This window comes from Bradyrhizobium sp. CCBAU 53421 (assembly GCF_015291625.1).
In the GTDB taxonomy this organism is placed as follows: Bacteria; Pseudomonadota; Alphaproteobacteria; order Rhizobiales; family Xanthobacteraceae; genus Bradyrhizobium.
Window position 1 is genome coordinate 8,859,309 of the sequence record NZ_CP030047.1, and the last position, 21,861, is coordinate 8,881,169.

A 21,861-nucleotide genomic window follows, 5' to 3' on the forward strand; every position below is an offset into this window, starting at 1 on the left:
TTTTGTCTCAGTGCGATCTTTTCGACTTGTGTCCGAGCGCCTGGCGAACATCGCCGGATCGGGCTGTCGAGCGCGCTAGAACAGCGTCCGCTGCCGCATGGCTGCGGATAGCGTACCTTCATCGAGGTAATCAAGCTCGCCGCCAACAGGCACGCCATGCGCCAGCCGCGTCACCCGTACATTGGCCTCCGACAGCAGGTCGGTGATGTAATGCGCGGTGGTCTGGCCATCGACGGTGGCGTTCAACGCGAGGATGATCTCGCTGACCTCCGCCGCATGCGCACGCGCCACCAGCTGATCGATGGTGAGATCCTGCGGACCGACGCCGTCGAGCGGCGACAGCGTGGCGCCGAGCACGTGATAGCGGCCATTGGTCGCATTGGCGCGCTCCAGCGCCCAGAGATCGGCGACGTCGGCGACCACGACGATGATCGAGGGATCGCGGCGCGGATCGGTGCAGACCGTGCAGGGGTTTTGTGTATCGATGTTTCCGCAGGTCTTGCAGACCTGGATTTTCTCGATAGCCACCTGCAGCGCCGCGGTCAGCGGCGTCATCAGGGCTTCGCGCTTCTTGATCAGATGCAGCGCCGCGCGCCGCGCCGAACGCGGACCAAGCCCGGGCAGCCGCGCCAGCAACTGGATCAGGCGTTCAATCTCGGGGCCGGCGACGCTTGCAGCCATTAGAGCATGATCCGGAAAAGTGTGAAGCGGTTTTCCGAAGAGACCATGCTCAAACAAAGAGCTGAAGCACGATGATCATTCATCTTAATCTCGTTAGTCTCGACGCGCTTTAAGTCGGACCAAATCCCGGCGGCAGGCCGAGCCCGCCGGTGAGCGCCATCATCTTCTCCTGCATCGCCGCCTCGGCCTTGCGGCGGGCATCGCCATGCGCGGTGACGAGCAGGTCCTCGAGCACCTCGCGTTCTTCCGGCTTCATCAGCGACGGATCGATCTTGATGCCCTTCACTTCCATCTTCGCGGTCATGCGCACCGCGACCAGGCCGCCGCCGGAAATGCCTTCGACCTCGACATTGCCGAGTTGCTCCTGCATTTCCTGCATCTTGGATTGCAGCTGCGCTGCCTGCTTCATCATGCCAAGAAAATCAGCCATGCGTGCGTTCCTATCGCCAAATATCAATCGTCGTCGCTGTCGGAAGTTTCAATCGGATCTTCGCCGGTCGCATCCGCCACCGGAACCTCGGCGGCAAGGCGGCGGACCTCGACCACCTTGGTGCCGGGAAAGCGCGCCAGCACCTCCTGCACACGCGGATCGGCCTCGGCGGCGCGCTGGTGCTCGCTGCGCGCCAATTCGTTCTGGGAACGCACGGTCGGTTGGCCGGCCTCGTTGGAGATGATCACGGTCCAGCGCCGACCGGTCCACAGTTCGAGCTTGCGCGACAGATCGGTGATGAGCGCGCGCTGCGCCTTCGGCTCGAGTGCGATCTCGAGCTGGCCGTCCTCGATGCGCACCAGCCGCACATCGGCCTCCAGCGCGCTCTTGGTCATGATGTCGCGCTTCTCGCCGGCAAGCGCGATCAATTGCGGAAAGCTTGATATCCGCAGCGCCGGCGCGGCATTGGCGACCGGCGCCGCCATCTGCGGCCGCGCGGCGAGATCGGCGCGCGGCGCCGCCTGCGGCGCGCGCACCGGCACTGAGGGCATGGCCGACATCGACGAGGCCGGCGCGCCGCGTGACGGGGACGAGGCGGCGGAGCCTGACGTCGCGAGGGCCGCGCCGCGGCCGTTCTGCTCGATCATCCGGATCGCCTCGTCCGGCGTCGGCAGGTCGGCGACGTAGGCGATCCGCACCAGCACCATTTCGGCGGCCGCGGCCGGGCGCGTCGCGGTCTGCACCTCGGCGATGCCCTTGAGCAGCATCTGCCACATCCGCGACAGCACCCGCGTCGACAGTTTTGCGGCGAACTCGCGCGCCCGCACCCGCTCGGTCTCGCCGAACGCGACATTGTCGGCGGTGCCCGGCACGAACTTCACGCGGGTGACGAAATTGACGAACTCGGCCAGGTCGGACAGCACCACCACCGGATCGGCGCCGACATCGTACTGCGCGCGGAATTCGGCGAAGGCTGAGGCGATATCGCCGCGCGCCAGCGAATCAAAGAGATCGATCACGCGGGTGCGGTCGGCGAGGCCGAGCATCTGCCTGACCGCGTCGGCCTTCACATTGCCCGCGGCATGGGCGATCGCCTGATCGAACAGCGACAGCGAATCGCGCACCGAGCCCTCTGCCGCGCGCGCGATGATGCCGAGCGCCTCGGGCTCGACCTCGACGCCTTCCTTGGCCGCGATATTGCCGAGATGCTGCATCAGCACGTCGGCCTCGACGCGGCGCAGGTCGAAGCGCTGGCAGCGCGACAGCACCGTGATCGGAACCTTGCGGATTTCGGTGGTGGCGAACACGAACTTGGCGTGCTCCGGCGGCTCCTCCAGCGTCTTCAGGAAGGCGTTGAACGCCGCCGTCGACAGCATGTGGACTTCGTCGATGATGTAGACCTTGTAGCGCGCGCTCGCCGGCGCATAGCGCACGCTGTCATTGATCTGCCGGACATCGTCGACGCCGGTGTGGGACGCGGCGTCCATCTCCAGCACGTCCATGTGCCGGCTTTCCATGATCGCCTGGCAGTGCACGCCGAGGTCGGGCATGTGGATGGTCGGCCCCTTCACCGAGCCGTCCGGCTTCGCGTAATTCAAGGCGCGGGCGAGGATGCGCGCAGTGGTGGTCTTGCCGACCCCGCGGACGCCGGTCAGGATCCAGGCCTGCGGAATCCGCCCGGTCTCGAACGCGTTCGAAACCGTGCGCACCATGGCCTCCTGGCCGATCAGATCCTCGAAGCTGGAGGGGCGGTATTTGCGGGCGAGAACGCGGTAGGGCTTGGCGGTCTCAGGCGCGCCGCCGAGATCGAATCCGCCGTCAAGGCTTGCTTTGGCTGCGCCGTCGGACGGTTGGGAGGGGTCGCCAGCGTCATTCATGCGTCGATCCGCAACTTGGGTGTCTCTTCAGCCGGCGTGCGGATAGGAGCCGAAATCGAGCGCCGGGCGCGGAGACCGCCGTTCCAGCGCGATTCGCTCGGAAAAACAGGTAGGAGACTGACGAGCGACCCGATCCGGACCTCGTTAGGGCTGCTTCCTTCCGGACCTGACCCGGTTGGCGAGTGGCTCGTCCACCGCCAATCTCCCGGTCCCTATTTGGGGCCAAAACCGCCGGAAAGCAAGCGGCCTGACCCGGCTTTGTAAGGCTGGCTTTGTGGGGCTTGTCTGGGAACACGGAAAGGCATTATTTGCCCGTCATGCCCGCCTCCAATTGGTCGCTGCATTCGCAGCTCAAGAAAGACACCATCGACATCGGCGACCTGCCGCTGTGCAAGGTGCTCGTCATCAAGGATGCGCACTATCCCTGGCTGCTGCTGGTGCCGCGGCGCGACGGCGCGGTCGAGATCATCGACCTCGACGAGGTTGCGCAGGCGCAGCTGATGACCGAGATCACCCGCGTCTCGCGGGCCCTGAAAGAGGTCACCAAGTGCGACAAGCTGAATGTCGCAGCCCTTGGCAACCTCGTCCCGCAGCTCCACGTCCACGTCATCGCGCGCCGCACCAGCGACGCTGCATGGCCGCGTCCCGTTTGGGGCGTGATGCCGCCGCTGGCGCATGACGCCGAGGAAGTGCAGAATTTCATCAGCGCGCTTCGCCGCAAGATCTGGTTGGGTTGAATTTCAATGTCTGCATCCGATTCTTTTCCGCTTGGCCAACCGGCCTTCGTCACCCATGTGCTGGACCGCGCCGCGCATCTGCGCGGCAATGACGAGAAGCTGTTCGCGCTGGAGGGCCATCGCGAGGCGCGAGCCTATGTGATCTATCGCGACTCGCTGGTGGTGAAGCAGGAAGATGGCGGGGCGCGTGCCCTGCTCTCGCTGGAGGAAGCCCGCGGCTTTGGCGCCAATCCCGGCACGATCTTCTTAGGCCTGCGCGATGCCGCGCCGATCTTCGGCATGGGGATCGCGCCGCAGGCGGCCGAGAAGCTGGTCGGGCGCGCCGACGTCGCGATCACCGAATTGCGCGGCATGGCGATGCAGGGCGTGGTACCGCCGGAGCAGCTCTCCGCGATCGCGATGGCGAAATCGATGGTGACCTGGCATCAGCGCCACGGCTTCTGCGCCAATTGCGGCACCCGCACGGCGATGAGGGAGGGCGGCTGGAAGCGCGAATGCCCAAGCTGCAAGGCCGAGCATTTTCCGCGCACCGATCCGGTCGTGATCATGCTGGTCACCTCGGGCGACAAGGTGCTGCTCGGCCGGCAGAAGCAGTTCATGCCCGGGATGTATTCCTGCCTCGCCGGCTTCGTCGAGGCCGCCGAGACCATCGAGGACGCGGTGCGGCGCGAGATTTTCGAGGAGTCCGGCATCCGCTGCACCGACGTCAATTATTACATGACGCAGCCTTGGCCCTATCCGTCGTCGCTGATGATCGGCTGCACCGCGCGCGCAACCAACGAGGACATCGTGGTCGACCGCACCGAGCTGGAGGATGCGCGCTGGTTCGACCATGCGGAGGCAACGCTGATGCTGAAGCGCCAGCATCCCGACGGCCTCGCCGGCCCGCATCCGTTCGCGATTGCCCATCATTTGCTCGGCCGCTGGGTGCACCACCGAAATCCGTTGGACCAATAGCGGGAACCGGACATCGTTCTGCCGATTAAATCCGGGACTGGTTGAAGCAGTTGACGGAACCATTGCGACGGATCCCCGCATGAATTTTCAAGACGGTGCCCCGAAAGTCCCGCCCCGCATCCTCTGCATCGGCCTGCCGGTGCGCGACCTGACCTTCCGCGTCAATGTTCCGGCGCGCGGCTCCAAGGAGAACGCGACCCATTTCGACGAGATCTGCGGCGGCAACGCGCTGAACGCCGCCATCGGTATCGTCCGGCTCGGCGGCCGCGCCTCGATCTGCGGACCGATGGGCGATTCGCGGGAGACCTCGAGCCGCTACATCTTCGACAAGCTGGCCCAGGAAGGCATCGAGACCAACCACCTCATCCACATGCCGGACCTGGTCACCCCGATTTCGGCGATCATGATCGACGACACCGGCGAGCGCACCATCGTCACCTTCCGCGATCCCGAGCTCTGGAAGGTCAAGCTGCCGCCGACCGAGCTGCTGCTGGAGGATTGCGCGGCGATCCTGACCGAGAGCCGTTGCGCGCCGTTCTGCACCGAGCTGTGCGCCGAAGCGGTCAAGCGCGGCATTCCCGTGGTGGTCGACGTCGACCGCGCGATGTCGATGCGGGAAGGGCTGCTCACCGCCTCCTCCCATCTGGTGTTTTCCAGCGAGCCGTTGCAGCAGACCGCCGACGTCACCGACGACGGTCAGGCGCTGCAGAAGCTCGCCAGGCTCACCCCTTCCTTCCTGGCCGGCACGCGCGGCCCTCAGGGCACGATCTGGCTCAACGAGAAGGGCGGGCTCGAGGAGACGCCGGCCTTCCCGGTCCATACCGTCGACACGCTGGGCGCCGGCGACGTCTTCCACGGGGCGTTTGCGCTGGCCATCACCGAGAAGCAGGAGCTGCGGCAGGCGCTTCGCTTTGCCTCGGCCGCTGCGGCGCTGAAATGCACCCGCTTCGGGGGCGCTTATGCCGCACCGCAACGTACTGAAGTTGAAGCGTTTTTGGGCGAACACGCCGACGCCCGGCCAGCCTGACCGGCCACGATCCGCTTGATTTGGAAGATTTTTCTCTATATGAGGGAGTTTGAACCTTCATGTGGAACTTTCTTCTATGACCGATGTCGCCATTCAGCTTCATGACAACAACCGCCGCCTCGACGCGATCGATCGCAAGATCCTGACCGTGCTGCAGGAGGACGCCTCGCTCTCCGTCGCCGAAATCGGCGACCGGGTCGGGCTGTCGTCGACGCCGTGCTGGAAGCGGATCCAGCGGCTCGAGGCCGACGGCGTGATCCTGCGCCGCGTGGCGCTGGTCGATCAGAACAAGATCGGGCTCGGGATCTCGGTGTTCGTCTCGGTCGAGAGCGCCGACCACTCGGAAGCCTGGCTGCGCAAATTCGCCGACGCCGTCAGCGCCATGCCCGAAGTGATGGAGTTCTACCGGATGGCCGGCGACGTCGACTACATGCTGCGCGTCGTGGTCGCGGACATGCAGGCCTATGACGTCTTCTACAAAAAGCTGATCAGTGCCGTGCCGCTGAAGAACGTCACCTCGCGCTTTGCGATGGAGAAGATCAAGTCGGTGACCGCGCTGCCGGTGCCCGCGGTGTAAGCCACCTTCTCAACTGTCATCGCCCGGCCTGTGCGCAATTGCGCACATGGACCGGGCGATCCAGTACGCCGCGGCCTCTCGCCTCGATCACGACTGCCTCTGGAATACTGGATCACCCGGTCGAGCCGTGTGACGACAGTCGTGTATGTAGAAAGCCCGCGCTCAGATCTTCTGATTATATTCGCCGACCTCGGGATGCGTGCGCAGCACGGAATCCATCGCTTCGAACATGTCGCGCATGCGCTGCTCGCTGACCGGACTTTCCACCACGACCACGAGCTCCGGCTTGTTCGAGGACGCGCGCACCAGGCCCCAGCTGCCGTCCGCGACCGTGACGCGGACGCCGTTGACGGTGACGAGATCGCGGATGGCCTGGCCCGCGACCTGCGCGCCCTGCTGCTGCAGCGCCTCGAAGTGCTTCACCACGGCGTCGACCACGCCGTACTTCGCCTCGTCGGCACAGTGCGGCGACATGGTCGGCGACGACCAGGTCTTCGGCAGCGCGTCCTTCAGGTCGGCCATCGACTTGCCGGGCGCGCGGTCGAGCATCTCGCAGATCGCGATCGCCGACACCAGGCCGTCGTCATAGCCACGGCCGAACGGCTTGTTGAAGAAGAAGTGGCCGGACTTCTCGAAACCGGCCAGCGCGCCCAATTCGTTGGTGCGGCGCTTCATGTAGGAATGCCCGGTCTTCCAGTAGACCGTCTTCGCGCCCTGCTTCTGCAACACGGGATCAGTCACGAACAGGCCGGTCGACTTCACGTCGACGACGAACTGCGCGTTGGCGTTGATCGCCGACATGTCGCGCGCCAGCATGACGCCGACCTTGTCGGCGAAGATCTCCTCGCCGGTGTTGTCGACCACGCCGCAGCGGTCGCCGTCACCGTCGAAGCCGAGGCCGACATCGGCCTTGTGCGCCAGCACGGCATCGCGGATCGCGTGCAGCATCTCCATGTCTTCCGGATTCGGATTGTATTTCGGGAAGGTGTGATCGAGCTCGGTGTCGAGCGGGATCACCTCGCAGCCGATCGCCTCCAGCACCTGCGGCGCGAACGCGCCCGCGGTGCCGTTGCCGCAGGCCGCCACCACCTTGAGCTTGCGCTTGAGCTTCGGCCGGCTGGTGAGGTCGGCGATGTAGCGCGCCGGATAGTTCTCATGAAACTGATAGGAGCCGCCGGCCTTGTTGTTGAACGCGGCGCCAAGCACGATCTCCTTCAGCCGCGTCATCTCGTCGGGGCCGAAGGTGAGCGGACGGTTGGCGCCCATCTTGACGCCGGTCCAGCCATTGTCGTTGTGCGAGGCGGTGACCATCGCGACACAGGGCACGTCGAGATCGAACTGCGCGAAATAGGCCATCGGCGTCACCGCGAGCCCGATGTCATGCACCTTGCAGCCCGCCGCCATCAGGCCCGAGATCAGCGCGTATTTGATCGAGGCGGAATAGCCGCGGAAGTCGTGACCGGTGACGATCTCCTGCTTGACGCCGAGCTCCGCGATCAGCGCGCCGAGCCCCATGCCCAGCGCCTGCACGCCCATCAAATTGATTTCCTTGTTGAACAGCCAGCGCGCGTCGTATTCGCGAAACCCGGTCGGCTTCACCATCGGCTCGGATTCGAAGGCATAGGTGTTCGGGACCAGCGCGGATTTCGACTTGGGAAACATGGGTCGGCCTTATGGTCGCATGCAGAGAGACATCGCCGCAGCCTTTAGCGAATGCGCAGGCCGGGCGAAAGGTGGGACTGCGGCTGGTGGCCGACAATTACGGCGGAAATGGCGGCGATATCGCGTCGCCGCGGATAGCCCGAAGCGGCTGGATTTATTGCTCCAGCAACAATTTGCCGTTGGCGTATTCGAAGCGCTTCAGCTTCGACAGGAAAGACAGGCCGAGCAGGTTTTCGGACAGCGCCTCGTCCGGCAGCACCATCGCATCGACGTCGCGCACGGTGAGGCCGCCGATCTCGATCATGGCGATGCGGGCGCGCGCCGCCTTGATGGTGCCGTTGGCGGTGGTGACGCGCGAGGTGTAGTCGCCGGGCACCGGGCGCAGGCCGAACCGCGCGGCCGAGGTTTCGTTGAGGGCCACCACGGAGGCGCCGGTGTCGACCATGAAGTTGATGCGCTGGCCATCGATCCGGCCGTCGGCCGCGAAGTGACCGCGCGGGTCGGGCGCGATGCTGAGGGTGCGGGCGCTGGCCTGCGCCACCGTGACGGCGGGAGCCATGGTCTGCTTTGCGGTGGTGGCGGCGGCGGGCGCCATCTTGCTGGCCATCTGGGCCATGAACGTGCCCAGCCCGATCAGGATGGCCGCGAAAATCATCAGGTTACGCATGACACCATACTCGGAAAACCGAACACGCAATTTCACCACGCCGGGCGCCCTGCCGCGAGCGAGGGCGGCAGCGCGAGCCTGCCATTTTGGCGAAAAGGATGAGCGAAGAGTTAATGCGAGGCGGCAGAGGCGGCCGAATGTCATCGGCCGCCTGCCCAGGCACGAATTTATTGGCCCTCAAGCAGTTCTGGCGACCGGGCTCGGCATCGCAACCCGCAGCGCGTAATAGACCGCGCCCGCGATCGCGACACCGAAGAACCAGCCATAGACCGCCCACCAGGACGGCAGGATCGAGGTGAAGTTCGGCAGCACCGACGAGAACAGGGCACCGATCGCGGCTGCGATCAGCGCGCTGACGTTCCAGCCGTTCTGGAAGCGATATTCGCCGTCCTCCTGGTACAGCGCCGGCACGTTCACGCGACCTTTGGCGATCAGATAGTAGTCGACCATCATGATCCCGAAGATCGGCCCCATGGTCGCGCCAATCAGCCCGACGAACGAGGCGGCGCTGCCCTCCCAGGGCGCGAACGGATACAGCGCGAGCGCAATCAGCGCCGCGATGTAGCCGCCCTTCTTGAAGTCGATATGCCGGGGAAACACGTTGGAGAAATCGAACGCCGGCGAGACGAAATTGGCGACCACGTTGATGCCGAGCGTCGCCACCGCGAAGGTGACCGCGGCGAGCAGGGCCAGGAACCAGCTGTCGAACTTCGCCGAGATCTGGTCGGGATGCAGCAGCACCTCGTGATAGACGTTGAAGGCCGCGATCGTGGTGACGCCGGCGACCAGCGAGAACAGGATCAGGTTGACCGGCAGGCCCCAGATATTGCCCTTGCGCAACGCCCGAGCGTCAGGCGCGTAACGCGAGAAGTCGCAGAAGTTGAGATAGAGCGCGGCGAAATAGGTGATCCAGGTCGCGGCGACGGCGCACAGCGCCGGGAAAGAGCCGGGCTCGCCGGGCACGCCGGCCTCCTTGGTCTTCTCCAGCAGCACATCCTGCGGGATCGGCGCGGTGAGCGAGATGCCGCCGGCCGCGATGCAGAGATAGATCGCGAGGATCAGCATCATCAGCCACACCGCCGGCCCGGCCCAGTCCTGGAAGCGGCGCACCGTTTCCATGCCGCGCTGGATGATCAGGAGCTGCAGCGCCCAGATCACGACGAAGCAGATCACCTCGAGGGTGGAATGGCCGAGCAGATGGCTGGACTGGTGGAACACCTTGAAACTGTCTATGCGCGTCAGCAGCGCGACGATCGCGCCCGAGGCCGCCGCGGTCTGCGCGCCGTACCAGAAGCAGGCGACGATGGCGCGCACCAGCGCAGGAATATTGGCGCCCCAGATCCCGAACGAGGCCCGCGCCAGCACCGGATAGGGCACGCCGGTCCTCACCCCGGCATTGCCGATCAGGCTCATCAGCACGAAGATCACCAGCGAGCCGGCGCCGATCGCGATGATGAAGTTGACGAAGCTGCCGCAGAGCAGGAACAGGCTGGCGGCGAGATAATAGCCCCAGAGGCTATGCACGTCCGAGGTCCAGACGTTGAAGATGCTGAAGGCGCCCCAGTTGCGTTCCCTGGCCGGCGCCAAATCTTCATTGTACAGCGACGGCGATGCGTTCTTGATCTCCACGGTGGCCTCCCCAAAACTGCGAGCCCGTGATCCCATCCCAGCGCGCAAATCTAACCACCGTTTGCCGGCGCTCGCCAGCGCAACCGGTCGGCATGATCGGGAAAAGGGGGACCGGCGCCATTGTCGCCGCACAACACACCGTCATCGCCCGGCTCGACCGGGCGATCCAGTATTCCAGCGGCGCTTGTGTTCGAGCCGAGAGGCCGCGGCGTACTGGATCACCCGGTCCCGTCTACGCCAAGGCTTCGACGAGGCCACGATCATTGGCGCGCCGAAGCTTCAGCGCAGGCGGCAAGCCGGGTGATGACAGTCGAGAGTGCTGCAATAGCGGTGGTCCAGTCTAGCTAGCGCAACAACGCGAAACGTTGATGCGGCGCGACAAATCGTTGCCTCGGAGGTTCACGTCCCGCGCGGTTTCACGCGCCTGGTCGGCATCGCGCTGGCAGGATCTTCCGGCCAGGGGTGGCGCGGGTAGCGGCCGCGCAGATCGGAACGCACCGCAGCGTAACTGCCGCGCCAGAAGCCGGGCAGATCGCGCGTCACCTGCACCGGGCGCTGCGCCGGCGACAGCAGTTCCAGCACCAGCGGCACCGCGCCCCTGGCGATCGAAGGATGGGTGTTGAGCCCGAACAGCTCCTGCAGCCGCACCGCGATGGTCGGGCCCTGCTCGGCTTCGTAATCGATCGCAAGCTGCGTTCCGGTCGGCGCCTCGAAATGCGTCGGCGCCTCGCGATCGAGCCGTGCGCGCAAGTCCCACGGCAGCAGCGCCATCAGCGCATCCGACAGGTCGCCGGCGGACAGATCCTTCAGCGCGGTCTTGTCGTAGAGCGCTCCCACCAGCCAGTCCTCGGCCCGCGCGGCAAGTGCTGAGTCCGACAGATCGGGCCAGCTCTCTCCCTCGGCCTTGCGCAGGAACGTGACGCGGTCGCGCCATTGCTTCGAATGCTTCGACCACGGCAACCGGTCGAGACCTGCCGCGATCAGGCCGTCGGCGAAAACGCGCGCGGTCTCGGCCGATGGCTTGAGCGGCATCGGCGCTTCCGACAGCGTGATCGCGTGCAGTGAACGACGGCGGCGCGCGCGCAGCGCCATCGCGCCGCGGTCGAACGTCACCTCTTCGACGTTCTCGATCTGATCGGCGAAGCGCTGCTCGATCTCGTCCTGGGTGACCGGCGCTGCCAAGAGGATGCGGCCGCTCGCGGCGGTGCCGGTCAGTTCGGCGACCGCGATGTAAGGCAGCCGCGCCAGCGCCGCGGTCTGCTCGACGGCTGCGCCGCGGCCATTGGCCAGTACGAAGCTGCCATTGCCGCGGTTCTTCGCAACGCGATCCGGAAATGCGAAGGCCAGCATGACGCCGGTGGAGAGATCCTTCTGCTCGCTCGGCGTTACCTTCACTTGCGAGGTCACTTGCGAGGCCCAGCGCGCGGCCATGCTGCGCGCGCTCGATGCGCGCTGCGAACGGTCACGGCGGAACTGATCGAGCCTGTGGTCGAGATCGACGCTGTCGCCGCCGAGCCCGCGCTCGGTCAGCACAGCGGCAATCTCGGCCGCCTCCTCGCCCATGCCAAAACGGGCGGAATCCACGATCATGCGCGCCAGCCGCGGCGGCAACGCCAGCGCGCGCAGGCTCTTGCCCTCCTCGGTGATGCGGCCATCGCCGTCGAGCGCGCCGAGCTCTGACAGCAGCGATCTTGCTTCCTTCAGCGCCGGCCCGGGCGGCGGGTCGAGGAAGGCAAGCCCAGCGGGATCGCTGACGCCCCATTGCGCGAGGTCGAGCACCAGCGAGGACAGGTCGGCGGAGAGGATCTCGGGCGCGGTGTAGGCCGGGAGCGAGGCGGTCTGCGGCTCGTCCCAGAGGCGGTAGCAGACGCCCGGCTCGATGCGGCCGGCACGGCCGCGGCGCTGATCGACCGCGGCGCGCGAGGCCCGCACGGTCTCGAGCCGGGTCAGCGCGATATCCGGCTCGTAGCGCGGCACCCGCGCGAGGCCGGAATCGACCACGATGCGCACGCCCTCGATGGTCAGCGAGGTCTCGGCGATCGAGGTCGCCAGCACCACCTTGCGCGTTCCCTTCGGCGCCGACGCGATGGCGCGATCCTGCACGCTGGCATCGAGCGCGCCGAACAGCGGCACGATCTCGACCGAGGCATCGTGCACGCGCTCGGCGAGAAACGTCTGGGTGCGGCGGATCTCGGCCGCGCCCGGCAGAAAGGCCAGCACCGAGCCGGCATCGGCGCGCAGCGCGGTCGCGATCGTCTCCGCCATCTGCCGCTCAATCGGCGCGTCGACCTTGCGGCCGACATAGCGGGTCTCGACCGGAAAGGCGCGCCCCTCGCTCTCGACCACAGGCGCATCGCCGAGCAGTCTTGCGACGCGCGCGCCGTCGAGCGTTGCCGACATCACGAGGATGCGAAGATCCTCGCGCAGGCCGGTTTGCGCGTCGCGCGCAAGCGCCAGCCCGAGATCGGCATCGAGCGAGCGCTCGTGGAATTCGTCGAACAGCACCGCGGCAACGCCGTTGAGTTCGGGATCGTCGAGGATCTGGCGCGAGAAGATGCCTTCGGTGACGACCTCGATCCGCGTCGCGCGCGACACCTTCGAGCCAAAGCGCACCCGATAGCCGACGGTCTCGCCGGGCCGCTCGCCGAGCGTCTTCGCCATCCGCTCGGCGCTGGCGCGCGCGGCGATGCGGCGCGGCTCCAGCACGATGATCTTCTTGCCCCTGGCCCAGGGCGCATCGAGCAACGCCAGCGGTACGCGCGTGGTCTTGCCGGCGCCCGGCGGCGCGACCAGCACCGCGGCATTGTGGCGATCGAGCGTGCGGTCGAGCTCATCGAGCACGGCGTCGATCGGCAGCGGGCTATCGAATTGGTGCGGCAAGGAGTCTCATCGCGGCAGCGGCACTCGTCCGAGCTGCGTCCTGTGGTTAACGAACCCCGGATTCTCTTGGGATTCTCTTGGGATTTCCGGGGGCCTCTTAGACCATTCGCCGGTTACAGGGAACCGGGGAAGGTCCGGCTTCGGTGGCACATCCCTTGTATTGATAAAGGAGAAAGCAACCGATCGGGCCGATGATGGACCCGATTACCCCGGAACGGGACAAGGATGACCACAAACGGCACACAGGCCGCGACAGATCGTTCCCTTGATCGATCCCTTGATCGATCACTCGGGAACGCGGGCGCGCGCGTCGATTGGGTCGACTATGCCAAGGGCATCTGCATCATCATGGTGGTGATGATGCATTCGGTGCTGGGCGTCGAGAAGGCCGCCGAGCAGACCGGCTTCATGCATTACGTCGTGATGTTCGCCAAACCGTTCCGGATGCCGGACTTCTTCCTGATCTCGGGGCTGTTCCTGTCTGTCGTGATCGATCGCGACTGGCGCACCTATCTCGACCGCAAGGTGATGCACTTCGCCTATTTCTACGTGCTGTGGGTGACGATCCAGTTCGGTTTCAAGGCGCCGTCGCTGGCCGCCGAGGCGGGTTGGGCCGAGGTTGGGCTGCAATACCTCATAGCCTTCGTCCAGCCGTTCGGCACGCTGTGGTTCATCTATCTCTTGCCGATCTTCTTCGTCGTCACCAAGCTGACGCGCAATGTCCATCCGCTCGCGATCTGGCTGATCGCAGCAGCATTGGAATCGGCGCACGTCGCGACCGGCTGGTACGTGATCGACGAGTTCAGCGCCCGCTTCGTCTACTTCTACACCGGCTATGTCCTGGCCGATTACGTGTTCGCGCTGTCGGACCGTGCGCGGGCGCAGCCTGCGGTTGCCCTGCTCGGGCTTGGGCTGTGGGCGCTCGTCAATGGCGGCCTGGTTGCGCTCGATATCAGTGAATGGCCGGTCGTCTCGCTCGCACTCGGCTTCGCCGGAGCCTGCGCGATCATCGTGACCGGCACGCTGCTCGCGCGCGCGCACTGGCTCGGCTTCCTGCGCTTCTGCGGCGAGCACTCGATCGTGATCTATCTCGCCTTCTTCCTGCCGATGGCCGCGACGCGAACCCTCCTGCTGCGCTTCGATGTCATCCCCGATATCGGCCTGGTCTCGCTGATCGTGACCGCGGTCGGCGTCGCCGGCTCTCTCGTGATCTGGCGGCTGGCGCTGGCAGCCCGGGCCAATTTCCTGTTCGAGCGGCCCGACGCATTCTGGATTGCCCCGAAAAAAGCCGCGCCCGCTCTGCAGGCCGCCGAATAGTGCCAAAAGTCATGACCCGGATTCGTTCCACCAGCGGCGAACCCGGCCGTTCGAATTTTCCGCGCTTTGAAATGACTGGCTTTTTGGTCCCTAATGTTTCGTCGCCCGGGCCGCGACGAAACAATTCTCCCGGTCACGAAACCATTTTCCGCTTTTCGCGCAGACATCCGGAAACGGGCGCTAACTAACGTTTCTCCCAACGAACCGCCGCCCAACGGCGAACTGGGAGCCTGTCATGCCGAACGTCATCGCCATCAACTCAGCAGCCAAGAATCACATCGACGCTGCACGCGCGACCTCGGATGAAACGCTGCTCGCGCATATCGCCAAGAACAACCGCACCTCGATGCACACGCTCTATGCCCGTCACAACGTCCGGGTCTACCGCTTCGTGCTCCGCATGGTGCGTGACACCACCATGGCCGAGGACCTGGTCAGCCAGGTGTTCCTGGACGTCTGGCGCACCGCGGCCCAGTTCGAGGGCCGCTCGCAGGTCTCGACCTGGCTGCTGTCGATCGCGCGCTTCAAGGCGCTCACCGCGCTGCGCCAGCGCCGGCACGAGGACATCGACCAGGAGGACGTACTGGAGATCGCCGACGGCGCCGACACGCCGGAAACCTCGCTCGATCGCGCCACCACCAGCGAGATCCTGCGCGCCTGCGTCGCCAAGCTGTCGCCGGCCCACCGCGAGATCATCAATCTGGTCTACTACCATGAGAAGTCGGTCGAGGAGGCCGGGCAGATCATCGGTATCCCGCAGAGCACGGTGAAGACCCGCATGTTCTATGCCCGCAAGCAGCTCGCCGACCTCCTGAGGGTCGCCGGCGTGGACAGCGTCGCGGCTTAAAGTAACACAATATCAGTGACTTATGATGAGATCAGGCAACCCCAGGCAATTGTCCACGAAGCCAAAAAAGTTCGGCGACGAAACAATTGAAACAATCGACGACATCACCCGGAAAAACGCGATCTCTATACCCATATCCAACGACGCAACCCCAACCCGAGTTCACTGACCCAGTTTCGATACCTCCCTAGTTCTAACCTCCCAAGTAAGCCTCCAACGACCCGGCCGGGATGCCCCCCAGCCGGGTCGCTCTGTTTTCGGCGCGGCAACTTGCGGCCTCAAAATGACTGTCGTCGCCCGGCTTGACCGGGCGATGACACCGATTGGGTGGCGCGAGCGCACCAATTCAAAGCGCAACACCTACCCCGCTTGCACTCAATCGGATGCGTGCGCCGCGGAGCGGATGACATCGGCCTCACGCCGACGTGACGTCCGCGGCACCCGGATGGCTGTAACGGCCACCGCCGTCCTCGCGAAGAACATCAGGTGTACCCGGCACGGCCTTCTGGCGCGCCGGGACCTCCGATGGACGGACGACGATGCTCAGCCTTGCCCTTGCCCTGCTTGCCGGTGTCGCCACCGTCGCCGCCCCTTGCACCCTGCCGATGCTGCCGATCCTGCTCGGGGTATCGATAGGCCAGACCGGCAAGGCGCGGCCCGCGATGATCGCGCTCGGCTTCGTGATGTCATTCTCTGCGGTGGCATTGCTGCTGAGCGCGATCACGCGCGCCTTCGATTTCGACCCGAACCTGCTGCGGACCGGCGCGGCCGTGCTGCTCGCGGGCTTCGGCCTGCTGATGCTCTGGCCGGCGCCGTTCGAATGGCTGGCGATCCGGCTGACCGGCACCGCCGGCAGCCTCGGTCAGGCTGCGCCGTCGCCGAGCCTGTTCGGCGGCTTCGTGCTCGGCTCCACGCTCGGCTTGGTCTGGACGCCCTGCGCCGGTCCGGTGCTCGGCTCGATCCTGACCATCGTCGCGACCTCGAAGGACACGGCTTGGGCGAGCCTGCAGCTCGTGACCTATGCGATCGGCGCCGCGATCCCGATGCTTGCCATCGCCTATGGCGGGCAGGCCGTCACCACCCGCGTGCGCAGCATGGCGCGGATCGCGCCGCGCCTGCAGCAGGGCTTCGGCGTCGTGATCATCGCCTTCGCCGCGCTGTCCTACCTGCAATACGACACGCTGATCGTGGCGTGGCTGACCCAGTTCTACCCCAACGGCCAGATCGGCCTGTGAAGTCCAAAGGAGATTTCGATGTCCCTGCGCTTGATTGCTGTTTCCGCTGTGGTTGCGGCCCTTGGCCTCGGCGGCGCCGTCATCCCAGGCCTCTGCACCGAATCCGACGCTCCGGCGCAGCCGGTGCCGCGGGCGGTCGCGATGACCACCGAGCAGAGCCAGGCCGCGCCGGAATTCGCCGGCATCAGCAACTGGTTCAATTCGCAGCCGCTGAAGCTCGCCGACCTGCGCGGCAAGGTCGTGCTGGTGGATTTCTGGACCTATGGCTGCGTCAACTGCGTCAACACGCTGCCGCACGTCACCCAGCTTTATTCGAAGTACCGGGATCGCGGCCTCGTCGTGATCGGGGTCCATACGCCGGAATTCCCGTTCGAGCATTCGGCCTCCAACGTGCAGGCGGCGCTGAAGCGGCACGGCATCCTCTATCCGGTGGCGCAGGACAATAATTCGCAGACCTGGAACGCCTACGGCAACCAGTATTGGCCGGCGCAATACATCATCGACCGGAACGGCAAGATCGTGTTCCAGCATGCCGGCGAGGGCCAGTACGACGAGATCGACCGCACCGTCGCCCGGCTGCTCAACGCCAATAGCTGACTGGACAATTTGTCCGCGAATTGGACAATCCGCCGTCATTCCCGGCATGCTAGGCTCCATGCCGGGAATGCGCGATCCCGAAGCTGATCGCGCCGGAAATCGACGACGGACGGTGCGTGATGTTCGAAGGCTGGGATGCGGTCGTACTCGCCCGCGCGCAATTCGCTTTCACGATGTCGTTCCACATCGTGTTTCCCGCATTCTCGATCGGGCTTGCGAGCTATCTCGCGGTGCTGGAAGCGCTGTGGCTGGCCACCGGGCGCGAGGTCTACATCAACCTGTTCAATTACTGGCTGAAGATCTTCGCGGTCGCGTTCGGCATGGGCGTGGTCTCGGGCATCGTGATGTCCTACCAGTTCGGCACCAACTGGTCGTCCTTTGCCGACAAGACCGGGCCGGTGATTGGCCCGATGATGGCCTATGAGGTCTTGACCGCATTCTTCCTCGAGGCCGGCTTTCTCGGCGTGATGCTGTTCGGGCTGGAACGCGTCGGGCCCAGGCTGCACTTCGTCGCGACGCTGATGGTCGCGATCGGCACGCTGATCTCGGCGTTCTGGATCCTGTCAGCCAATTCCTGGATGCAGACCCCGGCCGGCCAGGCGGTCAATGCCGACGGCCAGTTCGTCGCCGCCGACTGGCTCAAGGTGATCTTCAATCCGTCCTTCCCCTATCGTCTCGTGCACATGGTGCTGGCTGCCTACCTCACCACCTCGCTGGTGGTCGGCGCGGTCGGCGCCTGGCACCTGCTGCGCGACCAGCATCTGGCGGGCCCGCGCGTGATGTTCTCGATGGCGATGTGGATGGCGACCCTGGTGGCGCCGGTCCAGATCCTCGCCGGCGACCAGCACGGCCTCAACACGCTGGAGCACCAGCCGGCCAAGGTGATGGCGATGGAAGGCCATTACCAGAGCCACAAGGACGGCGCGCCGCTGATCCTGTTCGGCTGGCCCGACCAGCGCGAAGCGAAGGTGAAATACGCGATCGAGGTGCCGAAACTATCGTCGCTGATCCTGAAGCATTCGCTCGACGCGCCGCTTGCCGGCCTCGACACCGTGCCGCGTGAAAACTGGCCGCCGGTGCCGATCACCTTCTGGTCGTTCCGTATCATGGTCGGGCTCGGCTTCCTGATCCTGGGGCTCGGCTTGTTCAGCCTTTTGATGCGCTGGCGCGGCATGATGTACCGGTCACCGCTGCTGCATCGCTTCGCGGTCCTGATGGGCCCGGCCGGCTTCATCGCGGTGCTGGCGGGGTGGATCACCACCGAGACCGGGCGGCAACCGTTCACGGTCTACGGGCTGCTGCGCACCACCGATTCAGTGTCGCCGCTAGCAGCGCCCGCGGTGGGATCGTCGCTGATCGCCTTCATCGTCGTCTATTTCGCCGTGTTCACGGCAGGCGTGATCTACATCCTGCGGCTGATGGCGCAGCCGCCGCATCCCGGCGAGCAGGGCCCGACGAAAGACCTTCCCGCCCGTGCCGCCGGCATCACGCCGGCCGCGGGGGCTGTCACGGAGGGCGCGCGATGATCGATCTCGCCACGATCTGGGCCTTCATCATCGCCTTCGCCGTGTTCGTCTATGTCGTGATGGACGGCTTCGACCTCGGCCTCGGCATCCTGTTTCCGCTGTTCCCGCAAAAGGCCGATCGCGACGTCATCATGAACACGGTGGCGCCGGTGTGGGACGGCAACGAGACCTGGCTGGTGCTCGGCGGCGGCGGCATGATGGCGGCGTTTCCGCTGGCCTATGCGGTGCTGATGCCGGCGCTCTACACGCCCATGATCGCGATGCTGCTCGGGCTGGTGTTCCGCGGCGTCGCCTTCGAATTCCGCTGGCGCACCCAGAAGGCTCGCAACAAATGGGACCTCGCCTTCGCCGGCGGCTCGCTGGTCGCGACGCTGGCGCAAGGGATTGCGCTCGGCGCCATCCTGCAGGGCATCCATGTCGAGGGACGCCACTATGCCGGCGGCTGGTGGGATTGGCTGACGCCGTTCAGCGTCCTGACCGGCATCGCGCTGGTGATCGGCTATGCGCTGCTGGGCGCGACCTGGCTGGTGATGAAGACCGAAGGCGAGCTGCGCGAGCGCGCCTATCATCTGAGCTGGGTGTTGCTGGTGGCGATGCTGTGCGCAATCGGCGCCGTCAGCATCGCAACGCCGTTCCTGGCCGTGCAGTACACCCAGCGCTGGTTCGCCTGGCCCAACATCATCCTCACCGCGCCGGTCCCGATCGCGGTCGCCGCCGTCACCGCGCTCTTGCTGCGCGCGCTCGGCAACAGGAACGACCACCAGCCGTTCTTCCTGGTGCTCGCCCTGTTCGGCCTGTCCTATGCCGGGCTCGGCATCAGCATGTATCCGTATATCGTGCCGCAGAGCATCACGATCTGGCAGGCGGCAGCGCCCGCCAACAGCCAGATCTTCATGCTGATCGGAGTCTCGATCCTGGTGCCGTTGATCCTCGGCTACACCGCCTGGGCTTATTGGGTGTTCCGCGGCAAGGTGCGCCCCGGCCACGGATATCACTGATGCAACCCCATCCGAATCAGCGGCCGCTCGGCCAGCGCCTGCTGTGGTTTGCGGCACTCTGGCTCGGCGGCGTCGGCACGGTAGCGGTCATATCGTTTGCGCTGCGACTCTGGATCGCGCCGAAATAAGGCGAATGGCGCGGCGCGCCGCGGGTCCCATGACAAAAAACAGAAGCATTACAGTGATATAGTGTGACGCCCGCCCTAAACTTGCCATCAAGCTGCCGCTGAGATTTGATGCCCAAGTTAAAAGAGGCACATGGTCTGATCGCCAAACCGCTCACACTTTGGCGGACCATGCGCATTTGGGTGGAGCAACCATTTGGCCGCGCGCCAACAAGGAGAGCTTTGCATGACGAAACTTCGTCACCTGGTCTGGATGTTGATCGCCACGGGCGCGCTCGTGCTGTCGACGTCGCAAGGCTTTGCCCAGAGCCGCCCCGACGCCGACGAGCCGGGCCTGATCGCCGACGACAGCTACGAGCTCGACCCGGAATGGCAGAAGCAGGTCGTGTACTACCGGACCAATGAGGCGCCGGGCACCATCATCGTCTCCACCGCCGAACGCCATCTCTACCTCGTGCAAGGCAACGGCCGCGCGCTGCGCTACGGCATCGGCGTCGGCCGTGACGGCTTCCAGTGGCAGGGGCTGGTGACCATCACCCGCAAGGCCGAGTGGCCGGATTGGACCCCGCCGCCGGAAATGATCGCCCGCCAGCCCTATCTGCCGCGCTTCATGGCGGGCGGCCCGGGCAATCCGCTCGGCGCCCGCGCGATGTATCTTGGCACCACGGTTTACCGCATCCACGGCACCAACCGGCCCGACACCATCGGCACCGCGATCTCGTCCGGCTGCTTCCGCCTGGTCAATGCCGACGTCGCCGATCTCTACAACCGCGTTCCCGTCGGCACCAAGGTGATCATCCGCCAGAAGCCCGAACTGTAATCCCGACCCACCCGCCTTCGACATCCGACCTGATTTTCCCCGATCATTCGCGAGAGAGAACCCATGCGTACATTTCGAGGCGGCCTGACGATCGGGCTCGCGATCGCCGCACTGGTTGCGGCCGCCGCCATCACCTATGAGCGTTACGACACCCGCACGCTGAAGCGCACCGTCCGTCGCGGCGACGTGCTGTGCGGCGTCAACAAGGGCCTGCCGGGCTTCTCGATCCCGGACGACAAGGGCAACTGGACCGGCTTCGACGTCGACTTCTGCCGCGCGGTGGCCTCGGCGATCTTCGACGATCCGACGAAGGCGAAGTTCGTGCCGCTCGACGCCAGCGAACGCTTCAAGGAGCTGCAGAACCGCAAGGTCGACATCCTGTCGCGCAACTCCACCTGGAGCATGTCGCGCGAGACCAATTACGACCTCTACTTCCCGGCGGTCGCCTATTATGACGGCCAGGGCTTCATGATCCCGCGCTCGCGCAACATCGATTCTGCGCTCGACCTCAACGGCAGCAAGGTCTGCGTGCAGGCCAACACCACGACGCAGCTCAACCTCGCCGACTATTTCCGTGCCAACAACATGAAGTACACGGAGATGAAGTTCGACAAGCTGGAGGATGTCGTGAAGGCCTATGACAGCGGCCAGTGCGACACGCTGACCTCGGACGCCTCGCAGCTCTACGCGCTGCGGCTCAACCTGTCGAAGCCGAACGACCACACGATCCTCGCCGACATCATCTCCAAGGAGCCACTGGCGCCGGTGGTGCGCTTGCGCGACGACGACTGGATGATGATCGTGAAGTGGACGCTCTACGCCATGATCAACGCCGAAGAGCTCGGCATCACCTCGAAGAACATCGACGAGGCGCTGAAGTCGAAGAAGCCGGAAGTGATGCGGCTGGTCGGCACCGAGGGCGCCTATGGCGAGGATCTCGGCCTCACCAAGGACTGGGCGGTGCGCATCATCCGCCATGTCGGCAATTACGGCGAGGTCTACGACCGCAACGTCGGCGCCGATTCCAAGCTGAAGATTCCGCGCGGCATGAACCAGCTCTGGAGCGCCGGCGGCGTCCAGTACGCGCCGCCGATCCGCTGATCGACAGCGCGGGTTAGACCACCGCTGTCGCAGCACTCTCGACTGTCATCACCCGGCTTGAACCGGGTGATGACAGTTAAAGATGAGGACGCAGCTTCGCATTCTCGCGCAACGCGCGCGCAAGGGACGGACACTCGCGGCACACACCGCTGTCGTCCCTGCCTGGTGCGC

Annotated in this window: 20 protein-coding genes and 1 other RNA gene; 13 read left to right on the forward strand and 8 right to left on the reverse strand. The window is 65.3% G+C overall.

Going from position 1 to position 21,861, the window contains the following annotated elements:
- Positions 1–75: 75 nt before the first annotated feature.
- The 4 genes from recR to ffs form a co-directional block, all read right to left on the reverse strand.
- Positions 76–681 carry a recombination mediator RecR gene (gene recR, locus XH92_RS40995; protein WP_194457093.1) on the reverse strand — a complete coding sequence of 202 codons (606 nt, stop codon included), beginning with the start codon at positions 679–681 and terminating at the stop codon, positions 76–78.
- A gap of 109 nt (positions 682–790) precedes the next feature.
- Complete coding sequence (locus XH92_RS41000; RefSeq protein ID WP_076864531.1) at positions 791–1,111, reverse strand: YbaB/EbfC family nucleoid-associated protein; 321 nt, start codon at positions 1,109–1,111, stop codon at positions 791–793.
- A 23-nt stretch (positions 1,112–1,134) separates the two neighbouring features.
- Positions 1,135–2,988 carry a DNA polymerase III subunit gamma/tau gene (locus XH92_RS41005; RefSeq protein WP_194457094.1) on the reverse strand — a complete coding sequence of 618 codons (1,854 nt, stop codon included), beginning with the start codon at positions 2,986–2,988 and terminating at the stop codon, positions 1,135–1,137.
- 109 nt (positions 2,989–3,097) lie between these two features.
- Positions 3,098–3,194: signal recognition particle sRNA small type (ffs, locus tag XH92_RS41010), an RNA gene on the reverse strand.
- Between the two features lie 111 nt (positions 3,195–3,305).
- Between ffs and XH92_RS41015 the strand changes: the two genes are divergently transcribed.
- The 4 genes from XH92_RS41015 (at position 3,306) to XH92_RS41030 (ending at position 6,286) form a co-directional block, all read left to right on the forward strand.
- The gene (locus XH92_RS41015) at positions 3,306–3,725 is read left to right on the forward strand and encodes an HIT domain-containing protein (protein ID WP_028344138.1); all 420 of its coding nucleotides are present in this window, start codon (positions 3,306–3,308) and stop codon (positions 3,723–3,725) included.
- Between the two features lie 6 nt (positions 3,726–3,731).
- Positions 3,732–4,682, forward strand: a complete 951-nt coding sequence (gene nudC / locus XH92_RS41020; RefSeq protein WP_194457095.1) for an NAD(+) diphosphatase — start codon at positions 3,732–3,734, stop codon at positions 4,680–4,682.
- Positions 4,683–4,761: 79 nt separating this feature from the next.
- Complete coding sequence (locus XH92_RS41025; RefSeq protein ID WP_194457096.1) at positions 4,762–5,709, forward strand: sugar kinase; 948 nt, start codon at positions 4,762–4,764, stop codon at positions 5,707–5,709.
- Between the two features lie 76 nt (positions 5,710–5,785).
- Complete coding sequence (locus XH92_RS41030) at positions 5,786–6,286, forward strand: Lrp/AsnC family transcriptional regulator (RefSeq protein ID WP_194457097.1); 501 nt, start codon at positions 5,786–5,788, stop codon at positions 6,284–6,286.
- A gap of 162 nt (positions 6,287–6,448) precedes the next feature.
- Here the strand turns inward: XH92_RS41030 and XH92_RS41035 are convergent, their stop codons facing one another.
- The 4 genes from XH92_RS41035 to hrpB form a co-directional block, all read right to left on the reverse strand.
- Positions 6,449–7,948 carry a phosphomannomutase/phosphoglucomutase gene (locus XH92_RS41035; RefSeq protein WP_194457098.1) on the reverse strand — a complete coding sequence of 500 codons (1,500 nt, stop codon included), beginning with the start codon at positions 7,946–7,948 and terminating at the stop codon, positions 6,449–6,451.
- Between the two features lie 154 nt (positions 7,949–8,102).
- The gene (locus XH92_RS41040) at positions 8,103–8,615 is read right to left on the reverse strand and encodes a TIGR02281 family clan AA aspartic protease (protein ID WP_246788106.1); all 513 of its coding nucleotides are present in this window, start codon (positions 8,613–8,615) and stop codon (positions 8,103–8,105) included.
- A 177-nt stretch (positions 8,616–8,792) separates the two neighbouring features.
- Entirely contained in the window at positions 8,793–10,280 is a 1,488-nt protein-coding gene (locus XH92_RS41045) for an NCS1 family nucleobase:cation symporter-1 (protein ID WP_194457099.1), read from the reverse strand.
- 363 nt (positions 10,281–10,643) lie between these two features.
- Positions 10,644–13,124: an ATP-dependent helicase HrpB gene (gene hrpB, locus XH92_RS41050; protein ID WP_194457100.1), complete on the reverse strand. Its 2,481-nt coding sequence runs from the start codon at positions 13,122–13,124 to the stop codon at positions 10,644–10,646.
- A gap of 225 nt (positions 13,125–13,349) precedes the next feature.
- On the opposite strand from hrpB, the gene XH92_RS41055 reads away from it, so the two are divergent.
- The 9 genes from XH92_RS41055 to XH92_RS41095 all read left to right on the forward strand — a co-directional run bounded on the left by XH92_RS41055 (position 13,350) and on the right by XH92_RS41095 (position 21,690).
- Positions 13,350–14,441 (forward strand): acyltransferase family protein, encoded by a 1,092-nt coding sequence (locus XH92_RS41055; RefSeq protein WP_194457101.1) that lies wholly within the window; start codon positions 13,350–13,352, stop codon positions 14,439–14,441.
- 235 nt (positions 14,442–14,676) lie between these two features.
- Positions 14,677–15,288 carry a sigma-70 family RNA polymerase sigma factor gene (locus XH92_RS41060; protein WP_194457102.1) on the forward strand — a complete coding sequence of 204 codons (612 nt, stop codon included), beginning with the start codon at positions 14,677–14,679 and terminating at the stop codon, positions 15,286–15,288.
- A 539-nt stretch (positions 15,289–15,827) separates the two neighbouring features.
- The gene (locus XH92_RS41065) at positions 15,828–16,523 is read left to right on the forward strand and encodes a cytochrome c biogenesis CcdA family protein (RefSeq protein WP_194457103.1); all 696 of its coding nucleotides are present in this window, start codon (positions 15,828–15,830) and stop codon (positions 16,521–16,523) included.
- Between the two features lie 18 nt (positions 16,524–16,541).
- Entirely contained in the window at positions 16,542–17,120 is a 579-nt protein-coding gene (locus tag XH92_RS41070) for a thioredoxin family protein (RefSeq protein ID WP_194457104.1), read from the forward strand.
- Between the two features lie 119 nt (positions 17,121–17,239).
- A complete protein-coding gene (locus XH92_RS41075) occupies positions 17,240–18,646 on the forward strand; it encodes a cytochrome ubiquinol oxidase subunit I (protein WP_194457105.1) in 1,407 nt (468 codons plus the stop codon).
- Complete coding sequence (gene cydB, locus XH92_RS41080; RefSeq protein WP_194457106.1) at positions 18,643–19,644, forward strand: cytochrome d ubiquinol oxidase subunit II; 1,002 nt, start codon at positions 18,643–18,645, stop codon at positions 19,642–19,644. Before XH92_RS41075 ends, cydB begins: the two co-directional genes overlap by 4 nt.
- The gene (locus tag XH92_RS41085; protein WP_194457107.1) at positions 19,644–19,772 is read left to right on the forward strand and encodes a DUF2474 domain-containing protein; all 129 of its coding nucleotides are present in this window, start codon (positions 19,644–19,646) and stop codon (positions 19,770–19,772) included. Before cydB ends, XH92_RS41085 begins: the two co-directional genes overlap by 1 nt.
- A 223-nt stretch (positions 19,773–19,995) precedes the next feature.
- A complete protein-coding gene (locus tag XH92_RS41090; RefSeq protein WP_194457108.1) occupies positions 19,996–20,589 on the forward strand; it encodes a L,D-transpeptidase in 594 nt (197 codons plus the stop codon).
- A 63-nt stretch (positions 20,590–20,652) separates the two neighbouring features.
- A complete protein-coding gene (locus tag XH92_RS41095; RefSeq protein WP_194457109.1) occupies positions 20,653–21,690 on the forward strand; it encodes an amino acid ABC transporter substrate-binding protein in 1,038 nt (345 codons plus the stop codon).
- The last annotated feature ends 171 nt before the right edge of the window (positions 21,691–21,861 follow it).

Excerpts from the sequence above, each read along its gene's own strand:
- XH92_RS41075 (WP_194457105.1), top strand. The coding sequence starts at position 17,240 with ATGTTCGAAGGCTGGGATGCGGTCGTACTCGCCCGCGCGCAATTCGCT.
- XH92_RS41090 (WP_194457108.1), top strand. The coding sequence starts at position 19,996 with ATGACGAAACTTCGTCACCTGGTCTGGATGTTGATCGCCACGGGCGCG.
- XH92_RS41015 (WP_028344138.1), top strand. The coding sequence starts at position 3,306 with ATGCCCGCCTCCAATTGGTCGCTGCATTCGCAGCTCAAGAAAGACACC.
- XH92_RS41025 (WP_194457096.1), top strand. The coding sequence starts at position 4,762 with ATGAATTTTCAAGACGGTGCCCCGAAAGTCCCGCCCCGCATCCTCTGC.
- cydB (WP_194457106.1), top strand. The coding sequence starts at position 18,643 with ATGATCGATCTCGCCACGATCTGGGCCTTCATCATCGCCTTCGCCGTG.
- XH92_RS41060 (WP_194457102.1), top strand. The coding sequence starts at position 14,677 with ATGCCGAACGTCATCGCCATCAACTCAGCAGCCAAGAATCACATCGAC.
- XH92_RS41085 (WP_194457107.1), top strand. The coding sequence starts at position 19,644 with ATGCAACCCCATCCGAATCAGCGGCCGCTCGGCCAGCGCCTGCTGTGG.
- XH92_RS41035 (WP_194457098.1), bottom strand. The coding sequence starts at position 7,948 with ATGTTTCCCAAGTCGAAATCCGCGCTGGTCCCGAACACCTATGCCTTC.
- XH92_RS41005 (WP_194457094.1), bottom strand. The coding sequence starts at position 2,988 with ATGAATGACGCTGGCGACCCCTCCCAACCGTCCGACGGCGCAGCCAAA.
- XH92_RS41040 (WP_246788106.1), bottom strand. The coding sequence starts at position 8,615 with ATGCGTAACCTGATGATTTTCGCGGCCATCCTGATCGGGCTGGGCACG.
- XH92_RS41065 (WP_194457103.1), top strand. The coding sequence starts at position 15,828 with ATGCTCAGCCTTGCCCTTGCCCTGCTTGCCGGTGTCGCCACCGTCGCC.
- XH92_RS41045 (WP_194457099.1), bottom strand. The coding sequence starts at position 10,280 with ATGGGATCACGGGCTCGCAGTTTTGGGGAGGCCACCGTGGAGATCAAG.
- recR (WP_194457093.1), bottom strand. The coding sequence starts at position 681 with ATGGCTGCAAGCGTCGCCGGCCCCGAGATTGAACGCCTGATCCAGTTG.
- XH92_RS41000 (WP_076864531.1), bottom strand. The coding sequence starts at position 1,111 with ATGGCTGATTTTCTTGGCATGATGAAGCAGGCAGCGCAGCTGCAATCC.
- XH92_RS41055 (WP_194457101.1), top strand. The coding sequence starts at position 13,350 with ATGACCACAAACGGCACACAGGCCGCGACAGATCGTTCCCTTGATCGA.
- XH92_RS41070 (WP_194457104.1), top strand. The coding sequence starts at position 16,542 with ATGTCCCTGCGCTTGATTGCTGTTTCCGCTGTGGTTGCGGCCCTTGGC.
- XH92_RS41030 (WP_194457097.1), top strand. The coding sequence starts at position 5,786 with ATGACCGATGTCGCCATTCAGCTTCATGACAACAACCGCCGCCTCGAC.
- nudC (WP_194457095.1), top strand. The coding sequence starts at position 3,732 with ATGTCTGCATCCGATTCTTTTCCGCTTGGCCAACCGGCCTTCGTCACC.
- XH92_RS41095 (WP_194457109.1), top strand. The coding sequence starts at position 20,653 with ATGCGTACATTTCGAGGCGGCCTGACGATCGGGCTCGCGATCGCCGCA.